Source organism: Pseudomonas sp. D2002 (assembly GCF_013385735.1).
GTDB lineage: Bacteria > Pseudomonadota > Gammaproteobacteria > Pseudomonadales > Pseudomonadaceae > Aquipseudomonas.
Map to the genome: position 1 here is coordinate 19,816 of NZ_JACAPL010000009.1, position 20,503 is coordinate 40,318.

At 59.9% G+C, this 20,503-nt stretch carries 18 protein-coding genes; 11 read left to right on the forward strand and 7 right to left on the reverse strand.

Going from position 1 to position 20,503, the window contains the following annotated elements:
* Positions 1 to 7 precede the first annotated feature (7 nt).
* Positions 8 to 2,515 carry a fimbria/pilus outer membrane usher protein gene (locus tag HX783_RS17795; RefSeq protein ID WP_305729337.1) on the forward strand — a complete coding sequence of 836 codons (2,508 nt, stop codon included), beginning with the start codon at positions 8 to 10 and terminating at the stop codon, positions 2,513 to 2,515.
* Positions 2,499 to 3,050 carry a hypothetical protein gene (locus HX783_RS17800; RefSeq protein ID WP_177017769.1) on the forward strand — a complete coding sequence of 184 codons (552 nt, stop codon included), beginning with the start codon at positions 2,499 to 2,501 and terminating at the stop codon, positions 3,048 to 3,050. The genes HX783_RS17795 and HX783_RS17800 overlap by 17 nt, the downstream gene beginning before the upstream one ends.
* Here HX783_RS17800 and HX783_RS17805 read toward each other — a convergent pair.
* From HX783_RS17805 to HX783_RS17820, 4 genes are read right to left on the reverse strand one after another with little or no spacing between them, the layout of a single operon-like run.
* A complete protein-coding gene (locus tag HX783_RS17805) occupies positions 3,022 to 3,759 on the reverse strand; it encodes an amino acid ABC transporter ATP-binding protein (protein ID WP_159960863.1) in 738 nt (245 codons plus the stop codon). The two genes, HX783_RS17800 and HX783_RS17805, sit on opposite strands and share 29 nt — an antisense overlap.
* Positions 3,746 to 4,396 carry an amino acid ABC transporter permease gene (locus tag HX783_RS17810; RefSeq protein WP_159960861.1) on the reverse strand — a complete coding sequence of 217 codons (651 nt, stop codon included), beginning with the start codon at positions 4,394 to 4,396 and terminating at the stop codon, positions 3,746 to 3,748. The genes HX783_RS17805 and HX783_RS17810 overlap by 14 nt, the downstream gene beginning before the upstream one ends.
* Positions 4,393 to 5,061, reverse strand: a complete 669-nt coding sequence (locus HX783_RS17815; protein ID WP_177017770.1) for an amino acid ABC transporter permease — start codon at positions 5,059 to 5,061, stop codon at positions 4,393 to 4,395. The genes HX783_RS17810 and HX783_RS17815 overlap by 4 nt, the downstream gene beginning before the upstream one ends.
* 17 nt (positions 5,062 to 5,078) lie before the next feature.
* Entirely contained in the window at positions 5,079 to 5,864 is a 786-nt protein-coding gene (locus tag HX783_RS17820; protein WP_159960857.1) for a transporter substrate-binding domain-containing protein, read from the reverse strand.
* Between the two features lie 255 nt (positions 5,865 to 6,119).
* Here HX783_RS17820 and HX783_RS17825 point away from each other — a divergent pair, with 255 nt between their 5' ends.
* From HX783_RS17825 to HX783_RS17850, 6 genes are all read left to right on the forward strand, one after another.
* Positions 6,120 to 6,815, forward strand: coding sequence for a FadR/GntR family transcriptional regulator (locus HX783_RS17825; RefSeq protein ID WP_159960855.1), 696 nt, complete (start codon positions 6,120 to 6,122; stop codon positions 6,813 to 6,815).
* Between the two features lie 121 nt (positions 6,816 to 6,936).
* Entirely contained in the window at positions 6,937 to 7,266 is a 330-nt protein-coding gene (trxA, locus tag HX783_RS17830; protein WP_003213989.1) for a thioredoxin TrxA, read from the forward strand.
* A 234-nt stretch (positions 7,267 to 7,500) separates the two neighbouring features.
* The gene (gene rho, locus HX783_RS17835; protein ID WP_159960853.1) at positions 7,501 to 8,760 is read left to right on the forward strand and encodes a transcription termination factor Rho; all 1,260 of its coding nucleotides are present in this window, start codon (positions 7,501 to 7,503) and stop codon (positions 8,758 to 8,760) included.
* Between the two features lie 156 nt (positions 8,761 to 8,916).
* Complete coding sequence (locus HX783_RS17840) at positions 8,917 to 10,920, forward strand: acyltransferase family protein (RefSeq protein ID WP_177017771.1); 2,004 nt, start codon at positions 8,917 to 8,919, stop codon at positions 10,918 to 10,920.
* A gap of 59 nt (positions 10,921 to 10,979) precedes the next feature.
* The gene (gene ubiD / locus HX783_RS17845; RefSeq protein WP_056860766.1) at positions 10,980 to 12,446 is read left to right on the forward strand and encodes a 4-hydroxy-3-polyprenylbenzoate decarboxylase; all 1,467 of its coding nucleotides are present in this window, start codon (positions 10,980 to 10,982) and stop codon (positions 12,444 to 12,446) included.
* Positions 12,446 to 13,414: a CDP-6-deoxy-delta-3,4-glucoseen reductase gene (locus HX783_RS17850; RefSeq protein WP_159960849.1), complete on the forward strand. Its 969-nt coding sequence runs from the start codon at positions 12,446 to 12,448 to the stop codon at positions 13,412 to 13,414. The genes ubiD and HX783_RS17850 overlap by 1 nt, the downstream gene beginning before the upstream one ends.
* Positions 13,415 to 13,461: 47 nt before the next feature.
* On the opposite strand, the gene HX783_RS17855 is transcribed toward HX783_RS17850, so the two are convergent.
* On the reverse strand, positions 13,462 to 13,938 hold the full coding sequence (locus HX783_RS17855) for a sn-glycerol-3-phosphate transporter (RefSeq protein WP_159960847.1): 477 nt from the start codon (positions 13,936 to 13,938) through the stop codon (positions 13,462 to 13,464).
* A 287-nt stretch (positions 13,939 to 14,225) separates the two neighbouring features.
* Between HX783_RS17855 and HX783_RS17860 the strand changes: the two genes are divergently transcribed.
* Complete coding sequence (locus tag HX783_RS17860; RefSeq protein WP_159960845.1) at positions 14,226 to 16,613, forward strand: TonB-dependent siderophore receptor; 2,388 nt, start codon at positions 14,226 to 14,228, stop codon at positions 16,611 to 16,613.
* A 52-nt stretch (positions 16,614 to 16,665) separates the two neighbouring features.
* Positions 16,666 to 17,319: a gamma-glutamylcyclotransferase gene (locus tag HX783_RS17865; RefSeq protein WP_177017772.1), complete on the forward strand. Its 654-nt coding sequence runs from the start codon at positions 16,666 to 16,668 to the stop codon at positions 17,317 to 17,319.
* Here HX783_RS17865 and glpT read toward each other — a convergent pair.
* Positions 17,316 to 18,653, reverse strand: coding sequence for a glycerol-3-phosphate transporter (gene glpT / locus HX783_RS17870; RefSeq protein ID WP_177017773.1), 1,338 nt, complete (start codon positions 18,651 to 18,653; stop codon positions 17,316 to 17,318). The two genes, HX783_RS17865 and glpT, sit on opposite strands and share 4 nt — an antisense overlap.
* A gap of 291 nt (positions 18,654 to 18,944) precedes the next feature.
* On the reverse strand, positions 18,945 to 19,922 hold the full coding sequence (locus tag HX783_RS17875; RefSeq protein ID WP_177017774.1) for an NADPH:quinone oxidoreductase family protein: 978 nt from the start codon (positions 19,920 to 19,922) through the stop codon (positions 18,945 to 18,947).
* Between the two features lie 150 nt (positions 19,923 to 20,072).
* Here HX783_RS17875 and HX783_RS17880 point away from each other — a divergent pair, with 150 nt between their 5' ends.
* Positions 20,073 to 20,480 carry a flagellar basal body-associated protein FliL gene (locus tag HX783_RS17880; protein ID WP_159960837.1) on the forward strand — a complete coding sequence of 136 codons (408 nt, stop codon included), beginning with the start codon at positions 20,073 to 20,075 and terminating at the stop codon, positions 20,478 to 20,480.
* Positions 20,481 to 20,503 lie beyond the last annotated feature (23 nt).

Consider the following 20,503-nt stretch of genomic DNA (forward strand, 5'->3'; position numbering starts at 1 on the left):
CCGGCTCATGGCACGCCCTTCGAATCACGTCGCCCCCGCGTCGTTTTTGTTTTGCCGGCCGACGCTGCTCATGGGGTTTGCGACGCTGTGGGGGGCACCCGGTCTTGTTTCTGCGCTGGAGCTTGGCGAAGGTTTCGACGTTGCGGCGCTGACGGCCCACGGTATCGACCCGAAAGTGTCGGATTACTTCCGTGGCGCGGCGCGTTTTCGCGAAGGCGTCCAGGTGGTCGGGTTGCGCGTCAATGGAAACCCGCTTGGGTTGGTGGACGCACGGTTCGATCATGAAGGCCGATTGTGTTTCACGCCCGGATTGCTGGATAAAGCCGGCTTGGTAAAGCCCCGCACGATCATTCAGCAAGGCCTCACCCCGGATCAGGCCTGTCATGACTTTTTCGGGGAGTTCCCAACCACCATGGTGCGGTTGCGTCCCGGCATTGACGAGGTGGCGCTGGTGGTTCCGACCCAGTCATTGCGTGACCCACAGTGGGAGGCCGGGCATTTCTCCAAAGGCGGTTCGGCGGCGATATTCAACTACAACGTACTGGGTTTCGACAGCCGTTCGCGCAGTGGGTCCAGTCGGTTCGTTTCAGCCTATACCGAGGCAGGGTTTAACCTGGATGACTGGATTTTGCGCAGTCGCCAGTTTTATGTGGCCGACAACGGCAAGGTCCGTACCGAGCATCTGAACGCCTATGCCCAGCGGGATCTGGCCGCCCTGCAATCGACTTTCCAGGTGGGCCAGATCTCCAGTAATAATCCGCTGTTTGATGGCGTCCAGTTATCCGGGCTGCAGTTTTTCCCCGATGGCCAATCACGCACGCCTGCGAGCAGCAACCATGCGGTCGTCGAAGGGCTTGCGCAGAGCCAGTCACGCATTGAAGTGCGTCAGTCCGGTGTATTGATCCACAGCACGTTGGTGCCCGAGGGGCCTTTTCGGCTGACGGGCTTGCCATTGCTCAATGGCACCAGTGACCTGCAAGTCAGCGTGATCGATGTGCGTGGCGCAAGGCGCAGTTTCGTAGTGCCGGCCGCTTCCTTCGCGGGGGCTGTGCCAGCGGTGCCTGGTTACTATTTTTCTGCCGGCAAGCTGCGCAAGAACGCGAATGAGGAAGGCCCGACACCGTTGGTCGCCATGGGCGGCGGCACTTGGGGGTTGGGGCGCGATTCGTCTGCGGGCTTTGGTTTGTTGAGCACCGATGACTACTGGGCGGCCGGTGGCACCCTGAGCAGCATATTTTTCCAGCGGGTTTCCGTGGGCACGCGGCAAAACCTGTCACGAGACAGCAAAAACCAAGTGTCCGGGGTGCGTAGCAGCGTGTCCGTGAGCAGCCCGGTAGCTGGCGGCATCGATGTGAGCCTCAGCGCAACTACCCAAACCCGCGGTTATCGCGAGGTCGTTGAAGCCGGCCGGTCATACAGGGCCGATGAGCTGGGTTCGCGTTCCAAAAACCAGTACACGGCAAGCATCAGCTGGGCCGATCCCACGTTGGGCGTTTTCTCAACGGGTTTTACCCGCAGTGCTCAATTTGACGGGCGAACGAGCGAACATGTGTCGGCCTCGTGGAATAAGTCATTCAGTCACGCCGAGGTTGCGTTGATCGCGGACTCGCAGGTAGGCGGCACTCGGTTGGGCCGCGACACCCCGTCTGCCGACAGGCGACGGGACAGCGCCCAGGAGAACGACCTGTCGCTGCGGTTGCAGGTCAGCGTGCCCCTGGGCGGTGATCGTCGTGTGACGAGCTACACCAGTCGTCGCGGCGACCGCTTTACCACGGGTACAGCACTCAGGGATCGGGTCAATGAGTATGTGAACTATGAGGTGGGATTCGACCGCGACCTCAGGGCGCGGGAGCAATCGATTCGCGGGCAGGTGGACGTGTTGCCGCGTTATACCCAGGTGGGGCTGGGTGTCAGTCGTGACCCTCGCGGCACCAGCTACACCGGACAGTTGCAGGGCGGCGTAGTGGCTCACGAGGGTGGGTTAACCTTCTCGCCTTATACCGTGCAGGACACGTTCGGCATTGTCTCGGTAGGCGACATAGGCGCTGCAAAAGTCGAGACACCCCAAGGCCCGGTGTGGACCGACTACAGCGGGCAAGCGGTGATCGCAGGTTTGCCGGCCTACACCAACAGCCGAGTCGAAGTGCAGACCCAGTCGCTGCCCAAGCGTGTCGACCTGAAAAACGGCACCCAGGTGCTCGCTGCGGGCCGTGGGTCGTTCAACACCGTGAATTTCGATGTGGTGAAAGTGCGTCGTGTGTTGCTCACCGCGAATGATGAGCAGGGCCAGCCCCTGCCTCAGGGAGCCGCCGTGTTCGGCAAAGCCAATCGCTTCCTGACCAGTGTTGTGGGTGAGGGCATGATTTTCCTGAACGACGTCGACGAGGTGCAAAACCTGCGGGTTTCGTTGCCGGACTCTTCCACCTGCCTGTTGCGCTTTAACCTCGAGGCCAAGCCAAACAATGACAAGTTCTATGAAACCACCTCGGCGGTGTGCCATGGCCGCGACGCTTAAAAGCCTGTCTTTGGCGCTGCTGTGCACACTGCTGACAGCGCCTTACGCCTGGTCTGAGAATTGCCGGTTGTCGGTGAGCCAGCCGCGCATTGACTACGGCGCTATTCGCACAGAGGCGCTTGTTGAAAGAGCCGCCGTGACACTTGGCACCCGTTCTTTGCAGTTGAATGTACTGTGCGTGGAACCTGCGCAAATGACGTTGCGCTTTATCGGCGTCGCAGCGGATGGTCAGGGCTTTCGGTTTGGCCGCCAAGGGCGTTTTCGCCTGAGCCTCAAACATGCCCAGGTGGACGGGCATGCTGTCGGGTGGGTGGCTGCGCATTTGCCCGGCGAGCCTGCCAGCGGGCAGTTGCTGCCCGGCCAGACGTTGATGGCACGAGTCGCAGGAATGCCAATGATAGGTCGGCGATTGACCGCTCAAGTCGATATCGACACCGACCTGCCCGCAGGTGACATGCACGTGCGCGACGAAACGCGCCTGGAGGGGCAGGGCAGTTTCGAACTGCTCAGCTCGGCTGTTCCACCGAGCCAATGAAGTTGGCGAATTCCGGCGTTTTAGGGTTGGCGAACAGCGTCTTCGGGTCGCCCACTTCATGCACTTTGCCCTGGTGCATGAACACCAGCTTGTCGCCCACTTCCCGGGCAAAGCGCATTTCGTGGGTCACCATGATCAACGTCATGCCGTCGTTGGCCAGTTGACGCACCACGCTGAGCACTTCGTTGACCAGTTCCGGGTCCAGGGCCGAGGTGATTTCGTCGCACAGCAGCACCTTGGGTGACATGGCCAACGCGCGCGCAATAGCCACGCGTTGCTGCTGACCACCGGACAGGCGATCAGGGAAGGCATCGAACTTTTCCCCCAGCCCGACCCGCTCCAGCATCTGCTTGGCAAGTTGTGCCGCCTTGGCCTTGGGCACTTTCTGCACCACTTGCGGTGCGAGCATCACGTTTTCGCCCACGGTCAGGTGCGGGAACAGGTTGAACTGCTGGAACACCATGCCGACTTTCTGCCGCAGGCTGCGCAAGTCGGCGCGCGCGGCGTCGAGGTATTCGCCATCGACTTCGATCACACCGTCGTTGATCGACTCCAGGCCATTAAGGGTACGCAGCAAGGTGGATTTGCCCGAGCCACTGCGGCCGATGATCGCCACCACCTGGCCTTCTTCGACTGTCAGGTCGATGCCCTTGAGTACGTGGTGATCGCCGTAATACTTATGCAGGGCGGAAATTCTAAGCAGAGGCATGCAGTCTCCTTTCCAGGTAACGGGCACTGAGGGACAAGGGGTAGCAGAGCAAGAAGTAACCGAGGGCCACCAGGCCGTAGACCATAAAGGGCTCGAAGGTGGCGTTGGCGAGCATGCCGCCGGTCTTGGTCAATTCGGTAAAGCCGATGATCGAGGTCACGGCGGTGCCTTTGACCACCTGCACCGAGAACCCCACGGTGGGCGCCACGGCAATGCGCAGGGCCTGGGGCAGGATCACGTAGCGCAGTTGCTCAAGCGGGTTGAGGGCCAGGCTGGCTGACGCCTCCCATTGCCCGTGGGCGATGGATTCAACGCAGCCGCGCCAGATCTCGGCGAGGTAGGCGCTGGTAAACAGGGTCAAGGCAATGGCTGCCGCCAGCCAGGGTGAAATATCCACGCCGAGCAGGGCAATGCCGAAAAACACCAGGAACAGCTGCATCAACAGCGGCGTGCCCTGGAACAGTTCGATATAGGTGCGCGCGACATTGCGCGGGAACGCTTTGCGGCTGATGCGCATCGTCATCACCAGCAAGCCGATCAGGCCACCGCCGACAAACGCCACCAGCGACAGCAGCAGGGTCCATTGCAGGCCGGTGGCCAGGTTGCGCACGATGTCCCAGAAGGAGAAATCACTCATTGGCTGTTCCTCATCACGAAGCGGCGGCCAATCCAGTTGAGCAACTGACGAATCATCAGCGCCATGCACAGGTACACCAGGGTGGTCAGCGCGTAGGTTTCAAAGGCGCGGAAGTTGCGTGACTGAATAAAGTTGGCGGCAAAGCTCAGCTCTTCGGTGGCGATCTGCGAACACACGGCCGAACCGAGCATTACGATGATGATCTGGCTGCTCAGGGCCGGCCACACCTTGCCCAGCGCCGGCAGCAGCACCACGTGGCGGAACGCTTCGAAACGCGTCATCGCCAGTGCGGCTGCGGCTTCCAGCTGGCCACGAGGGATTGCCTGGATGCCGGCGCGGATGATCTCGGTGGAGTAGGCCCCCAAGTTGATCACCATCGCCAGCACAGCGGCTTGCCATTCAGTGATTTTCAGCCCCAGGGATGGCAGGCCGAAGAAGATGAAGAACAGCTGCACCAGAAACGGCGTGTTGCGGATCAACTCGACATACACGCCAAAGAACCAGGCAAACGGCTGGATCTTCCACGCTCGCACCACCGCGCCGACGGTGCCCAGGGCAACGCCCAGGATCGCGCCGATTGCCGTCAGCTCCAGCGTGAACAGGGCGCCGCGCAGCAGCAGGTCGGTATTGGCCAGCACCGGCATAAAGTCAAATTGATACGCCATGAATCAGCTCCGTCGCTTCAAAGATCTGCAGGCAGCGGCTCTTTGAGCCACTGCATCGCATTCTTTTCCAGGCTGCCGTCGGCCTTGGCCGCCACCAGGATCTGATTGACCTTTTCCAGCAGCGCCGGCTCGTTCTTGTTCACGCCCACGTACACCGGCGAGTCCTTGAGTTTCACTTTCAGTTCCAGCGCGCGTTTATTGCTGCGCTCGCTGATCGCGACCATCACCACGTTGCCGCTGGCAATCAGGTCAACCTGGCCGGCCAGGTAGGCGGCGATGGTCGAGTTGTTGTCTTCGAAGCGTTTGATCGTGGCTTCCTTGGGCGCAACGGCGGTCAGCTCGATGTCTTCGATGGCGCCGCGCGTCACGCTGATGGTCTTGCCCTTGAGGTCATCGGTGGTGTGGATGGCTGCCTCAGGCGGGCCGAATACAGCGAGGTAGAACGGTGCATAGGCCTTGGAAAAGTCGATGACCTTTTCGCGCTCGGCGTTTTTGCCCAGGCTGGAAATCACCAGGTCGACCTTGCCGGTGGTGAGAAACGGAATGCGGTTGGTACTGTTGACCGGGGTCAGCTCCAGCTTGACCTTGAGCTGGTCGGCCAGCAGCTTGGCGGTGTCGATGTCCAGGCCGCGGGGTTTCATGTCAGGGCCGACCGAGCCGAACGGCGGGAAGTCCTGGGGCACGGCGACCTTGAGGGTGCCACGGGCGACGATGTCGTCCAGACCATTGGCCTGGGCGGGTGCCTGGCTCAGCATCAGGCTGGCAAACAGGGCAGTGAGCAGGGCGCTGTAGCGCTTGGTCATGGCAACTCTCCGAAAAAGGCGAAGGGATTTTCTGAGTTTGCTCAGTGCACAGCCCATGCCATCACCGCTCGAATCGCCTGCAACGCCGGGATTTGTTGAGGCGCGGTGGTCTTACTGGTCTGAACAGTGGTCGCGCTTTTCGCACCTTTTTCGAGCGTCGACAAAACCCCGCGAGCCCCTTTGGGTCGTGGCTTGCCGCCGGCTTCGAATAGCTTTACAACTAGCCGCTCAGTTGTCTGGAACTATGAGTTTTTTATGAATTCCATCGCCCAAGCCGTACCGGAAGCGGCCCTGCAGGCCATCCGCAAACTGATCAAGGAACAGGGCTTTGCAGCGGGCGATGCATTGCCGTCCCAGCGCGACCTGGCGGTGCAGTTGGGGGTCAGTCGGGCGTCGCTGCGTGAGGCGTTGTCGTCCTTGAGTGCCTTGGGGGTGGTCAGTGTGCAACCCGGCAAAGGCGTGTTTGTGCAGGCGGTTGACGAGTCACCCGGGTTTGCCTGGCCCTTTGCGGCCCAGGCGACGCCGCTGGATATCTTCCAATTACGTTACGCCCTGGAGGGCTTTGCGGCGGGGCTGGCGGCGGTGACGCTGAGCGTCGATGAGCTGGACAGCCTGCAAGACAACGTTGAGGCCATGCGCAAGGTGCTCAAGGCTGGCGACTTTGAAGCTGCTGCCCGGCTGGACTTCGAATTTCACCAGCGGATCCTGCTGGCCAGCGGTAACCAGGCGATGGTGAGCATCTTGAGTGCGAGTGCCGAGGTGTTTTTGGAGAGCCAGAAACTACCGTTCATCCGGCCGGAGCGGGCGATGGAAACCTGGCAGGAGCACCGCAAGATCCTGCGTGCCCTGGCCCGACGCGCCAGTGCGGCGGCGCAGAAAACCATGCAGGAACACGTGCGCAATGCGGCATTGCGCACGGGCATCGCATTCGTGACTCCCGTGTCGTCATGAGTTGAGCTATACCCAAACTCATGCACCACCATAGCAAGAGTCAATCAGAGGCGGCTTCCTGAACGGGGGAAGGGCGGCTATGATGGGCCACGTTTTTTTTGCTTACAATCCGGAGACATCCATGAGCAACGATCTTATCAAGCACGTCACCGACGCGACCTTTGAGGCCGAAGTACTCAAGGCTCAAGGCCCGGTGCTGGTTGACTACTGGGCTGAATGGTGCGGCCCTTGCAAAATGATCGCCCCTGTTCTGGACGATATTGCGACCACCTACGAAGGCAAGCTGACCATTGCCAAGCTGAACATCGACGACAACCAGGAAACCCCGGCCAAGCACGGCGTGCGTGGTATCCCGACGCTGATGCTGTTCAAGAACGGCAACGTCGAAGCCACTAAAGTGGGCGCACTGTCGAAGTCTCAGTTGCAAGCTTTCCTCGACGCGAACATTTAAGCGTCGTTAAAAAAGCCCCGCAAATTGCGGGGCTTTTTCGTGAAACAGGGCTAGACGCTCCGAAATTCAGGTGGTACATTCGGCCCCGCACTGGTTTCTCCACTGCCCCCTGCAAGCCGTCGCCGACGCATTCCTTTTCGATTAGTACGCGATCCTGTCGCCTTCTCTGCGGCGCGGCCTCATTAAGCCAAAAGCTTAATTTCCCCCCTCCATAAATGATTACGTCATTCCTATATGAATCTGACTGAACTCAAGCAAAAGCCGATTACCGACCTGCTCCAATTGGCCGAAGAAATGGGCATAGAAAATATGGCCCGTTCGCGCAAGCAGGACGTGATTTTCTCCCTGCTCAAAAAGCACGCGAAAAGCGGCGAGGAAATCTCCGGTGATGGCGTGCTGGAGATTCTCCAGGACGGCTTCGGCTTCCTCCGCTCCGCTGACGCTTCCTATCTCGCCGGCCCAGACGACATCTACGTCTCGCCGAGCCAGATCCGTCGCTTCAACTTGCGCACCGGTGACACCATCGTTGGCAAGATCCGTCCTCCGAAGGAAGGTGAGCGTTATTTCGCCCTGCTCAAGGTCGACACGATCAACTTCGATCGTCCCGAGAACGCGAAAAACAAGATTCTCTTCGAGAACCTGACGCCGCTGTTCCCGACCGTGCGCATGAAGATGGAAGCCGGTAACGGTTCCACCGAAGACTTGACCGGTCGTGTCATCGACCTGTGCGCCCCTATCGGTAAAGGCCAGCGTGGCCTGATCGTCGCACCGCCGAAAGCCGGTAAGACCATCATGCTGCAGAACATTGCAGCGAACATCGCGCGTAACAATCCTGAAGTTCACCTGATCGTGCTGCTGATCGATGAGCGTCCGGAAGAAGTAACCGAAATGCAGCGCACCGTGCGCGGCGAAGTGGTTGCCTCGACGTTCGATGAGCCGCCAACCCGCCACGTGCAGGTTGCCGAAATGGTGATCGAGAAGGCCAAGCGCCTGGTCGAGCACAAGAAGGACGTGGTGATCCTGCTCGACTCCATCACCCGTCTGGCCCGTGCCTACAACACCGTGATCCCGAGCTCCGGCAAGGTCCTCACCGGTGGTGTCGATGCCCACGCCCTGGAGAAACCAAAGCGTTTCTTCGGCGCCGCGCGGAACATCGAAGAAGGCGGCTCGCTGACCATTATCGCCACCGCGCTGGTTGAAACCGGCTCGAAGATGGACGAAGTGATCTACGAAGAGTTCAAGGGTACTGGCAACATGGAACTGCCTCTGGACCGCCGTATCGCGGAAAAGCGTGTGTTCCCTGCGATCAACATCAACCGCTCCGGCACACGCCGCGAAGAGTTGCTGACCGCCGATGACGAACTGCAGCGTATGTGGATCCTGCGCAAATTGCTGCACCCGATGGACGAAGTCGCCGCCATCGAGTTCCTGGTCGACAAGTTGAAAGCCACCAAGACCAACGACGAGTTCTTCTTGTCGATGAAACGTAAGTAATACGACGCTTCAGGTCCGAAAAAATGGCGCCCTTTGGGGCGCCATTTTTTTTGCGTCACATTAAGGGAGGTTTGTTCGGCAGGGTTGTCAGTAAATAAACAACAAAGGTGGGCGCGCCTACGCTCACCTCAAACCGTCCCAGACTGACTACCATTTATGACCTCTCTTGCTTACCGAAGAGACATTGACGGCTTGCGTGCCATCGCTGTACTGGCTGTCGTGCTGTTCCATTTCGGGGTTCCAGGCGTTACTGGCGGCTTTGTCGGCGTTGATGTGTTCTTTGTGATTTCAGGTTTCCTGATCACCTCGATCATTTGGCGCGAACGTCAGGCCGGGCATTTCAGGTTTCTGGATTTTTGGGCCCGGCGGGCCCGGCGTATCCTGCCGGCGCTGATTGTCATGATGCTTGCGTCATTGGTGGTCGGCTGGTTTCTGCTGGCGCCCAAGGACTACGAAGAGCTGGGACGCTCAATTCACAATCAGGTGATTTTCATCTCCAACCTGTTCTTCATGCGTCAGGACGGCTACTTCGAGACCGCCTCCGATATGAAGCCGATGCTGCACACGTGGTCGCTTTCGGTTGAAGAGCAGTTCTACATCGCATTTCCGCTGTTGCTGGCGGTGCTGTCGCGCTGGCTGAAGCCTTGGCGCAGCGCGTTGTTTGTGCTGTTGCTGGTGTCATTTGCTGCCAGCGTGTGGGCGGTGTCCCATGAACCCGAAAAGGCGTTTTTCCTGCTGCCTATGCGTGCCTGGGAGCTGTTGGCAGGCGCCATGCTGGCGGTGTTGCCGGTACGCGCTGAGCGGGTAAGCCTGGGGTTGGCACAGGCCGTCAGCTTGATCAGCCTGAGCCTGGTTTTGGTCGCGGTATTCCGTTATGACGCCGATACGGCCTTCCCAGGGGCGGCGGCCCTGTTGCCGGTATTGGGTGTGGTGGGGCTGATTTGGGCCAACGGCCAACACACAACCCTGGTCGGGCGCCTGTTGGGCAGTCGTGTGTTGGTGGGCATAGGGCTGATTTCCTATTCCTGGTACCTGTGGCACTGGCCGGTGCTGGTGTTTGGCAAGTACGCCAGTATTTTTGGCCTCACGCCTTTGGAGCTGACGGCGCTGTTCTTCTTGAGCCTGCTGCTGGGTTATGGGTCCTGGCGGTTTATCGAAGGGCCGTTTCGTGAGCGGCGCCTGCTGGCAGGGAGCCGAGCGATCCTGGTGGCGGGTGTCATTGCCCTCGCCAGCCTGGGCCTGGCCGGAAAAGGCCTGGTGTGGTCGGATGGGTTTGCGCAGCGGCTGTCGCCTGAGGCATTGCAGTTTGCCCAGACGCACACCTGGAGCCCCAAGCTCATGAGCTGCCTGGGGGATGACAAGAAAAACAATCACCGTGAACCTTGCCATTTTGGCCCGCAAGCGAGCACGGCGCGGGCGCTGGTGTGGGGTGACAGCCATGCGTCAGCGCTGATTCCGGCGTTGAAAGATGGGTCAATCAAATACGACTTCAGCATCACTCAAGCGGGTTACGCCGGCTGCCTGCCTTTCTTTCGGGAAGAAAATACGCCCGGATGCAGAGCTTTCAACGAACGCACCGCAGCGTTGTTGAGCCGCGAGCACTTCAGCGATGTGGTGCTGGTCGCACGTTGGAGTCTCTACGTTTATGGGGAGCGCTCCGGCGATACCGGGGCTTCCATCCATGACCCGGCGACGGGGAAATATGACCGAGCCATCGCGCAGCAGCTGTTCGCCGAGGGTTTGAATGCGCAGGTGCAGCAACTGCGCGCCAGCGGTCACCGGGTATGGCTGGTCAAGGAAGTGCCGCTGCAGGATTTCAACGTGCCTTTCCGGCTCGCCCGTTTGGCGATGTTGGGGCGTCCGACCGACAAGGAGGGCTTGCCACTCGCCGAACACTTGGAGCGACAGGCCTATATAAGCGCCACCTTTGAACGACTGGCAGCGGCTGACCCAGGCGTTCGGGTGCTGGACCCGGCGCCCAAGCTGTGTGAGGTCAACAGCTGGTGCAGGGTCGAGCTTGATGGTCACGCGCTCTACACCGATGACAATCACCTTTCAATCGCGGGCTCGCGGCTTGTGGAAGGGTTCCTTGAACCGTTCTTCCGCACGCTGCGCAATACATCTGCTGACTCAGCCATGAGCCGCAATGACGTGCAATAAGCTGTCAGCGCTCGTAAGAGCAGGTAGGATGTACGCCTATTTTACGGGTGGCATGGTTAATGAAATTCAAGGATCTTCGGGATTTCGTGCAGCAACTTGAGCAGCGCGGAGAGTTGAAACGTATCCAGGTGCCGATTTCCCCGGTGCTGGAAATGACTGAGATTTGCGACCGTACCCTGCGCAACAAGGGCCCGGCGCTGCTGTTCGAGAACCCGACCGGCTTTGATATCCCGGTGCTCGGCAACCTGTTCGGCACACCGGACCGTGTGGCCTTTGGCATGGGCGCCGAGTCGGTCAGCGAGCTGCGCGAGATCGGCAAGCTGCTGGCTTTCCTCAAGGAGCCCGAGCCACCCAAGGGCCTCAAGGACGCGTGGTCGAAGCTGCCGATCTTCCGCAAGATCATTGCCATGGCGCCCAAGGTGGTCAAAGACGCCGTGTGCCAGGAAGTGGTCATCGAAGGCGATGACGTCGACCTTGGCATGCTGCCCGTGCAGACCTGCTGGCCCGGCGATGTCGGCCCATTGATCACTTGGGGCCTGACCGTCACCAAAGGCCCGAACAAAGATCGCCAGAACCTCGGTATCTACCGTCAGCAAGTGATCGGCCGCAATAAGGTCATCATGCGCTGGCTGAGCCACCGTGGCGGTGCGCTGGACTTCCGTGAGTGGTGCGAAAAACACCCCGGCAAGCCGTTCCCGGTGTCCGTGGCCCTGGGCGCTGACCCGGCGACCATTCTCGGTGCCGTCACGCCGGTGCCTGACAGCCTGTCCGAATACGCCTTTGCCGGCCTGCTGCGTGGCAATCGCACCGAACTGGTGAAGTGCCGTGGCAACGACCTGCAAGTGCCGGCCACCGCCGAAATCATCCTCGAAGGCGTGATTCATCCGGGCGAAATGGCCGATGAAGGCCCTTACGGTGACCACACCGGCTATTACAACGAAGTCGACAGCTTCCCGGTGTTCACCGTCGAGCGCATCACCCATCGGATCAAGCCGATCTACCACAGCACCTACACCGGCCGTCCGCCGGATGAGCCAGCCATTCTCGGCGTGGCGCTCAACGAAGTGTTCGTGCCGATCCTGCAAAAGCAGTTCCCGGAGATCACCGACTTCTACCTGCCGCCCGAAGGCTGCTCGTACCGCATGGCCATCGTGACCATGAAGAAGTCGTACCCGGGCCACGCCAAGCGGGTAATGCTGGGTGTGTGGTCGTTTTTGCGACAGTTCATGTATACCAAGTTCGTTATTGTCACCGACGACGATATCAATGCGCGGGACTGGAACGACGTGATCTGGGCCATCACCACGCGCATGGACCCCAAGCGCGACACGGTGATGATCGATAACACGCCGATCGACTACCTCGACTTTGCCTCGCCGGTGTCGGGCCTGGGTTCGAAAATGGGCCTGGATGCCACCCATAAGTGGCCGGGTGAAACCACCCGCGAGTGGGGCCGGGTGATCGTCAAGGATGAAGCCGTGACCGCGCGCGTGGATGCGATCTGGAAAGAATTGGGAATAGATTGATGCGTGTAACCCTGCAACCTTCCGGCGCGGTACTGGAACTGGTCCCTGGCGAGCGAATCCTCGAAGGCGCACGGCGCCTGGGCTACGAGTGCCCGCAGGCCTGTCGCAATGGCGTGTGCCATGTGTGTGCGGCGCTGCTGGTCGAAGGCCGGGTGCAGCAAGCCGGTGAAGTACGCGACCATGGTGAGTTCTACACCTGCATCGCCGAACCGTTGGAAGATTGCATTGTGTTGTGGGATGGCGTGCTGGCGCCGGGAGAGTTGCCGTTGCGCAAGTTGTCGTGCCAATTGAGTGAGTGTGTGGAAGTCGGTGGCGATGTATGGCGCGTGCGCCTGCGTGCTCCGGCCGGTAAGGCCGTGCGCTACCACGCCGGGCAATACCTGATGATCGAGCGGGACAATGGCGAGAAGTCGGCATTCTCCCTGGCCTCGGCGCCCCACGCCGGGCGTGAGCTGGAGTTGCATGTGCTGGTGCGCGAAGACAGTGCCCGCAACCTGATTGAGCAATTGCAGCGCAATCAAATGGCGCGTGTCGAGCTGCCGTTTGGTGACACACACCTGGCCGAACTACCCGACGGGCCGCTGGTATTGATCGCCGCCGGCACCGGCATGGCGCAGATGCACAGCCTGATCGAACACTGCCGCGCTTCCGGCTTCAAGCACCCGGTGCACCTGTACTGGGGCGTGCGTCGCCCGGAAGATTTCTACGAAATCGAACACTGGGACCAGTGGCAGCAATTGCCCAACCTGTTCCTGCACAAAGTTGTCAGCGACCTGTGCGGTTGGGAAGGGCGCTGCGGGCTGCTGCATGAGGCGGTGTGTGAAGACATCAGCGACCTCAAGGCCGTGCATGTCTATGCCAGCGGTTCGCCAGCGATGATCTACGGCACCTTGGATGCGCTGGTCGACGCCGGCATGGATGCGCACCAGATGCGCGCCGACGTGTTCGCCTACGCGCCGCGTCCCTGATTTTGTATCCCATCAAACTGTGGGAGCTTATTCAGCTTGCCTGATGGTCAGAAACGCACACCCGCCGTCAGCATTGCCGCATTGAAACCCAGCAACACCAACTCGCTGGCCACCGGGCCGAAGTTCACGCCCACAGAGGGAATGATCGCCGGTGCCACGCCAAAACGGTTGAGTGGGATTTTGTCGCGGTACTTGCCGCGATAGCCCTGAAGCGCGCCTGCAGTCACTTTCATATAGAACGGCGATTCGCCAATGTCATAGCGTTTGCCGGCGTAAACGTAATATGAACGTTGGCTGAACGAGTTGCGAAACGTCGCCCCGCCATACACCAGCCCGGAGGCTTCATTACGCTCCAGGTTGATCAAATCCTGATTGTTGTTGTGCTGCGGGTCTGGCGAAAAGTGCCGGGTGTAGACGCTCGTCTGGGCGTACCAGAAGCCCTTATCGTCTTCGGCGGCGGCCTCAGAGGCCAGGGCGGCAGCGGCTTGTGCCATCAGCAGTAAGCCAGAAAAAAAGTACTTCATGGTCCGACCTCGATAGTCGTTTGAGTGGGCGGCTAATGGGGGTCGCTAAACTTCTACAGTTTGGCGGCTAACGTTCTGCGCGGCCTGAACCTGCGCTGAAAACATGGCTGCCTATGCTTATTCTTTTTGGGTATTTTAGATGTAGGAATAATCTCATTAAGCTATAAGGCAACGGACTACCGACTATCAGCCAATAACCAATAAATGACCGCCACCGCCGCCAGCCGGATCGATCGTACGAACTCAGAGCATTGAAGTTCTGATTGTTGATTCAAAAGGGGAGCGGTATGGGGAGCTACAAGAAACACGCGCTGTACACAGCGATTTTGTCGGCCAATTTGCTGACCGCTGTGGGATTCAACTCAGTCCTGGCGGCCGAAACGGCCACCGCCGACGCACCAAAACTCGACACCGTGATCGTCACCGGCACCCGCGCCCAAGAGCGTACCGCCAGTGCTTCGCTGTCACCCATCGATGTGATTTCCGGCGATACCTTGCGCAGCACCGGCTCCGATGAGCTGGGTGCGGTGTTGGCGCGCCTGATTCCGTCGATCAACTTCCCGCGCCCAAGCCTGGTAGATGGTGCCGAACTGGTGCGCCCTGCGCAGTTGCGCGGCCTGTCGCCGGATCAGGTACTGGTGCTGGTCAACGGTAAACGTCGTCACACCAGTGCCTTCGTCAACCTTGGCGGCGCCGTGGGCCGTGGCTCGGCGCCGGCGGATTTGAATGCCATCCCGCTGTCGGCGGTCGACCATATTGAAGTGCTGCGCGATGGCGCCTCCGCGCGTTATGGCTCGGATGCAATTGCCGGGGTGATCAACGTGATCCTCAAGCACGCCGACCATGGCGGCTCGATCTCGACCAAGTTCGGCGAATACAAAAAGGGTGACGGCATCCAGCGCAATGTCAGCGGCAATACCGGGTTTGCCTTGGGCGACAACGGCTTTATCAACGTGTCGGGCGAAGGTGCCGACAACGACTACACCAACCGCGCCGGCGATGATTTGCGCCCAGGCAGCGTGGGTTCCACTACCTATGGCCAGCGTGTATTCCGCCAGGGTGAACCGGCCACCAACGAAGGCAAGTTCCAGTTCAACTCCGAATATTCCTTCAACGATGCAGCCGAGTTCTACACCTTTGGCGGCTACAGCAAACGGCGCGGCGAGACGGCGGCGTTCTACCGGGCGAGCAATGCGTCCAATAACATCCCCGCGCTCAACCCCAATGGCTACCTGCCGCTGATCAAGGGCAACCTGGAAGACACGTCATTGGTGGTCGGCCTGCGCGGCTTGCTGGCCTACGACTGGCATTACGATCTGTCGGCCAACTACGGCAAAAACCAGTACGAGCTGAGTACCGAAACCATCAACACCTCACTCGGCCTGGCCACGCCGCGCAAGTTCGACAACGGCACCTTGAGCAACGACCAGAAGCAAATCAGCCTGGACCTGTCCCGTGAATTTGACGTGGGTTTCCTGCCGTATCCGGTGTCCGTGGCATTGGGTGGCGAATACCTGCGCCAGGGCTATGAAATCGAAGCCGGCGACCCGGCGTCCTACTACCAGACCGGCAGCTCGGGCCTGGGCGGCTTCCGGGATGCCGACGCCGGCAGCAGCTCGCGGCACAACTGGGCCCAGTACCTCGACCTGGAAACCAACTTCACCGAAAAACTCAGCGCCTCGGCGGCCGTGCGGCATGAGGATTACAGCGACTTCGGCTCCAACGTCAGTGGCTCGCTGTCGGCGCGTTATGACTTCACCCCGCAAGTGGCGTTGCGCGGCAGTATTTCCAACGGGTTCCGCGCGCCGTCGCTGGCCCAGCAGAACTTTGCCTACACCTCGTCGCAGTTGATTGGCAGCACCATTCAGGAAGCGGGCACGTTCCCGGCCAACAGCAAGGTCGCCCGTCTGCTCGGCGCCGAAGACCTGAAGGCCGAGAAGTCGCGCAACTACAGCCTTGGCCTGGTGCTGGAGCCTGCGGATGACCTGACCGTGACACTCGACGTCTACCGCATCGACATCCGCGACCGCATCAGCCTGTCCTCCAACCTCAACTTGAACCCGGCGACCGTTGCGTACCTGCAAGCCAACGGTGTCGGCAACATCAACTACACCAGCGCGCGCTACTTCACCAATGCCACAGACACCAGCACCGACGGCGTCGACCTGGTGGCCAACTATCGCTACCAGTTCGATAACGGCATTCGTTGGAACAGCACCGTAGGCTACAACTACAACCACACCAAAGTGACAGACGTGAAGGCCAACCCGGCCATTCTGGACAGCCTCGGTGCCAACCTGGTGCGAGTGGACCGTCGCGAGCGGATCGGTTTGCTCGGCGACACCACCCCGCAGCACAAACTCAGCCTGGGCAACGATTTCACCTATGGCAATTGGGCACTGCACAGCAACCTGGTGCGCTATGGTGAGTTCACCAGTTACCAGGCCGACAAGGTCAACGACCAGACCTTCAAGGCCGCGTGGGTGCTGGACGTGTCGGCGGACTACAAGCTGAAGAACTGGACCTTCACCCTGGGCGGCGACAACGTTACCGACAAATACCCCGAGAAGGTCAATGCTTACGCCAGCAGCGGCGGCAACCTCGCCTATAGCACTTTTTCGCCGTACGGTTACAGCGGCGCGTTCTATTACGGTAAAGTTGCTTACAACTGGTAATAGCTTCTCATAGCAACATTTGCAGTCACACAGGAGACCTAAGCGATCCGCCATGACCGTTATTGAAACCGATCTTTTGCAATTGGCTTACCCTCCGCGGCTCGATTTGGGGCCGCAACTTACTCACGAGCAATTGATGAGTTCGATGCAGGCCACCATGGCCAAGCATAAGGGTGGGCCGGTCTGGCTGTTCGCTTATGGTTCGCTGATCTGGCGCCCCGAATGCTCGTCGACCCAGCGCATGCGCGCACGGGTTCATGGCTATCATCGGGGCTTGTACTTGTGGTCCCACGAGCACCGGGGCACGCCGGAGTCGCCGGGTTTGGTGTTCGGGCTGGATCGCGGCGGTTCCTGCAGCGGGTTTGCCTACCGCTTGCCGGACGATCAACTGGAGGCCTCGCTTTACGCCTTATGGCAGCGCGAGATGCCTTACCCTTCTTACCGGCCACACTGGCTCAACTGCCGTCTGGAAGATGGCACTCAGGTGCAGGCGTTGGGGTTTGTGTTGGAGCGGCATTTGCCCAGCTACGCCGGCAACTTGCCCGATATCGTGCTTAACCACGTGTTGGAAAGCGCTTGCGGGCGTTACGGCACTACGCGCGATTATGTCGAGCAAACCGTTAACGCCCTGCGTAGCCACGCCATGCCAGATAAAAATCTGGAGGCGCGGCTCAAGCGGTGTAAGAAGGATTGTTCCGGCGATTAACGCGCCGTGCTGACGCTGTTGGTGTGCCACAGCGTTGGGATCAGGAAGGCAATCGCCAACAGGCACGCGCCCACCAGCAGCACAAAACCACCATCCCAGCCGAAATGGTCAACGGTGTAGCCCATGGCCGCACTCGCTGCCACCGAACCACCCAGGTAACCGAACAACCCGGTGAAACCGGCTGCGGTGCCCGCGGCTTTTTTCGGTGCCAGTTCCAGCGCCTGCAGGCCGATCAGCATCACCGGGCCGTAGATCAGGAAACCGATGGAGAACAGCGCGATCATGTCGATCATCGGGTTGCCTGGCGGGTTGAGCCAGTAAACCAGGGTCGCCACGGTAACCAAGGCCATGAACACGATGCCGGTCAGGCCACGGTTGCCGCGGAAGATCTTGTCTGACATCCAGCCGCACAGCAGCGTGCCTGGAATACCGGCCCACTCGTAGAAGAAATACGCCCACGAGGTTTTATCCACGTCGAAGTGCTTGGCTTCCTTGAGGTACGTCGGTGCCCAGTCCAATACGCCGTAGCGCAGCAGGTAAACGAAGACGTTGGCAAAGGCGATGTACCACAGCATTTTGTTGCGCAGCACGTACTTGACGAAGATTTCCTTGGCGCTGAATTCGTCTTCGTGGCTGGCGTCGTAGCCTTCCGGGTAATCGTTCTTGTATTGCTCGATCGGCGGCAGGCCGACCGATTGCGGGGTGTCACGCATGGTGATGAACGCAAACGCCGCCACCATCAACGCTACGGTCGCCGGCACATAGAACGCTGCGTGCCAGTCGTTGAACCAGGCCATGCCGAGCAGGAACAGCGGGCCGATCAGACCACCGCCGACGTTGTGCGCCACGTTCCAGACCGACACCACGCCGCCGCGTTCTTTCTGCGACCACCAGTGCACCATGGTCCGCCCACTTGGCGGCCAGCCCATGCCCTGGGCCCAGCCGTTGATGAACAGCAAAATGAACATCATGGTCACGCTGGACGTTGCCCAAGGTGCGAAACCGAAAATAAACATCACCCCGGCCGAGATCAGCAGGCCGAAGGGCAGGAAATAGCGCGGGTTGGAGCGGTCGGACACCAGGCCCATAAGGAACTTGGACAGGCCGTAGGCAATCGCAATCGCCGACATCGCCAGGCCCAGCTCACCTCGGGTGTAACCCTCGTCGATCAGGTAGGGCATGGCCAGGGAGAAGTTTTTGCGCAGCAGGTAATAACCGGCGTAGCCGAAGAAAATACCGGCGAAAATCTGCCAGCGCAGGCGTCGGTAAGTACTGTCTATTTTTTCTTCAGGCAGAGGCGCCTGGTGTGCGGCAGGACGAAAGAAAGCAAACATTCAAGAGCTCCAAATTTCTTGTTTTGACTGCGGATGCGAATGTTACAGTTTCGTTACCGAAAATAGCATCGCCTCTTATCCGCAAACACAGGAAATGGGAGCAATTGCATGTTCTCTTATGAACATGTCGCGAATAGATAAGTGTGGGTCGGTATCAGTGCTTAAGGCCCATGCAGATCAACTGTGGGAGCTGGCTTGCCTGCGATTGCGGTCTGCCAGCTAAGTGGGTTTGGCTGACCCACCGCTATCGCAGGCAAGCCAGCTCCCACATTGGATTGCATTTCAAAGCGGTTAGCGGGTCTGGACGACAACCTTTCCGACAGCCTTGCGCTGCCCCAAGTCATTAATCGCCTGTGCCGCCTGCTCCAGCGGATACACCTGCGACACCAGCGGCTTCAACTTCCCCTCGGCGTACCAGGTAAACAACTGCTGGAAGTTCGCCGCATTGTCCTGCGGCTGGCGCTGGGCGAACGAGCCCCAGAACACCCCAACCACCGACGCGCCCTTGAGCAGCGCCAGGTTCACCGGCAGCTCGGGAATGCGTCCGCTGGCGAAACCGACCACCAACAGGCGGCCGTTCCAGGCAATGCCGCGCACGGCCTGGTCAAACAGGTCGCCGCCGACCGGGTCGTAGATCACATCGACACCGTTGCCGTCGGTCAGGCGCTTGATCTCATCCTTCAGGCTGGCTTCGCTGTAGTTGATCAGCTCATCCGCACCGGCGGCCTTGGCCACGGCCAGTTTGTCGGCGCTGCTGGCGGCGGCGATCACGCGGGCGCCCATGGCTTTGCCGATTTCCACGGCGGCCAGGCCTACGCCACCGGAGGCTCCGAGCACCAACAGGGTTTCGCCGGGTTGCAGGTTGGCCCGTTGCTTCAACGCATGCATCGAGGTGCCGTAGGTCATGCTGAAGGCGGCGGCGGTGTTGAAATCCATGCTCGGCGGGATCGGCAGCACGTTATAGCCGGGCACCGCGACCTGCTCGGCAAAGCTGCCCCAGCCGGTCAGCGCCATGACCCGGTCACCGACTTTCAGGTGGCTGACCTTCTCGCCCACTTCACTGACCACGCCCGCCGCTTCGCCACCCGGCGAAAACGGAAAGGGCGGCTTGAATTGGTATTTACCCTCGATGATCAGGGTGTCCGGGAAGTTCACCCCGGCCGCGTGCACGTCCAGCAGGATTTCGTTCTTCTTGATCGCGGGGCTGGCGATCTCTTCCAGCACCAGGGTTTCGGCGGGGCCGAAGGCTTTGCACAGCACAGCTTTCATCGGGCTATTCCTTTTGGTGTCGTGGCCGATAAGTGTAGGAGGGTACGCCCGTGGGTCAACGAGCATGCCCGGGCCTGATAAGTCGCCATAAGCTTGTGCTCAGCCTTGCTAGCGTTATGCTAGCCGGCAACCGAATTTGAGGAATGAACCGTGAAAGCTTGGATCCTGTTGATGCTCGCCCTGACCTTGCCGATGGCAGCCCAGGCCGAAGAAGCGAAAGAAGGCGAAGCGCCGAAGGTCAGCTACATCAGCCTGACGCCGCCATTCGTGGGTAACTACGGCCTGGATGGCAGCGCAAAGCTCAAGGTGTTCAAGGCTGACATCGCCCTGCGCGTGACCGGGCCTGAAGCTGCTGCCGCGGTCAAAGCCAACGATGCGTTGATCCGGAACCAACTGGTGGCGCTGTTTACCCAGCAGACCAACGAGGCCATGAGCACCGTTGAAGGCAAAGAAAAACTGCGCCAGGAAGCCCTGAAGCAAACGCAGCAAGTGATGAACGACGAAACCGGCAAGCCGATGGTGGAAGATCTGCTCTTCAATAACCTGATCATCCAGTAAAGCGGGCGCTTCGCGCCTTTCGC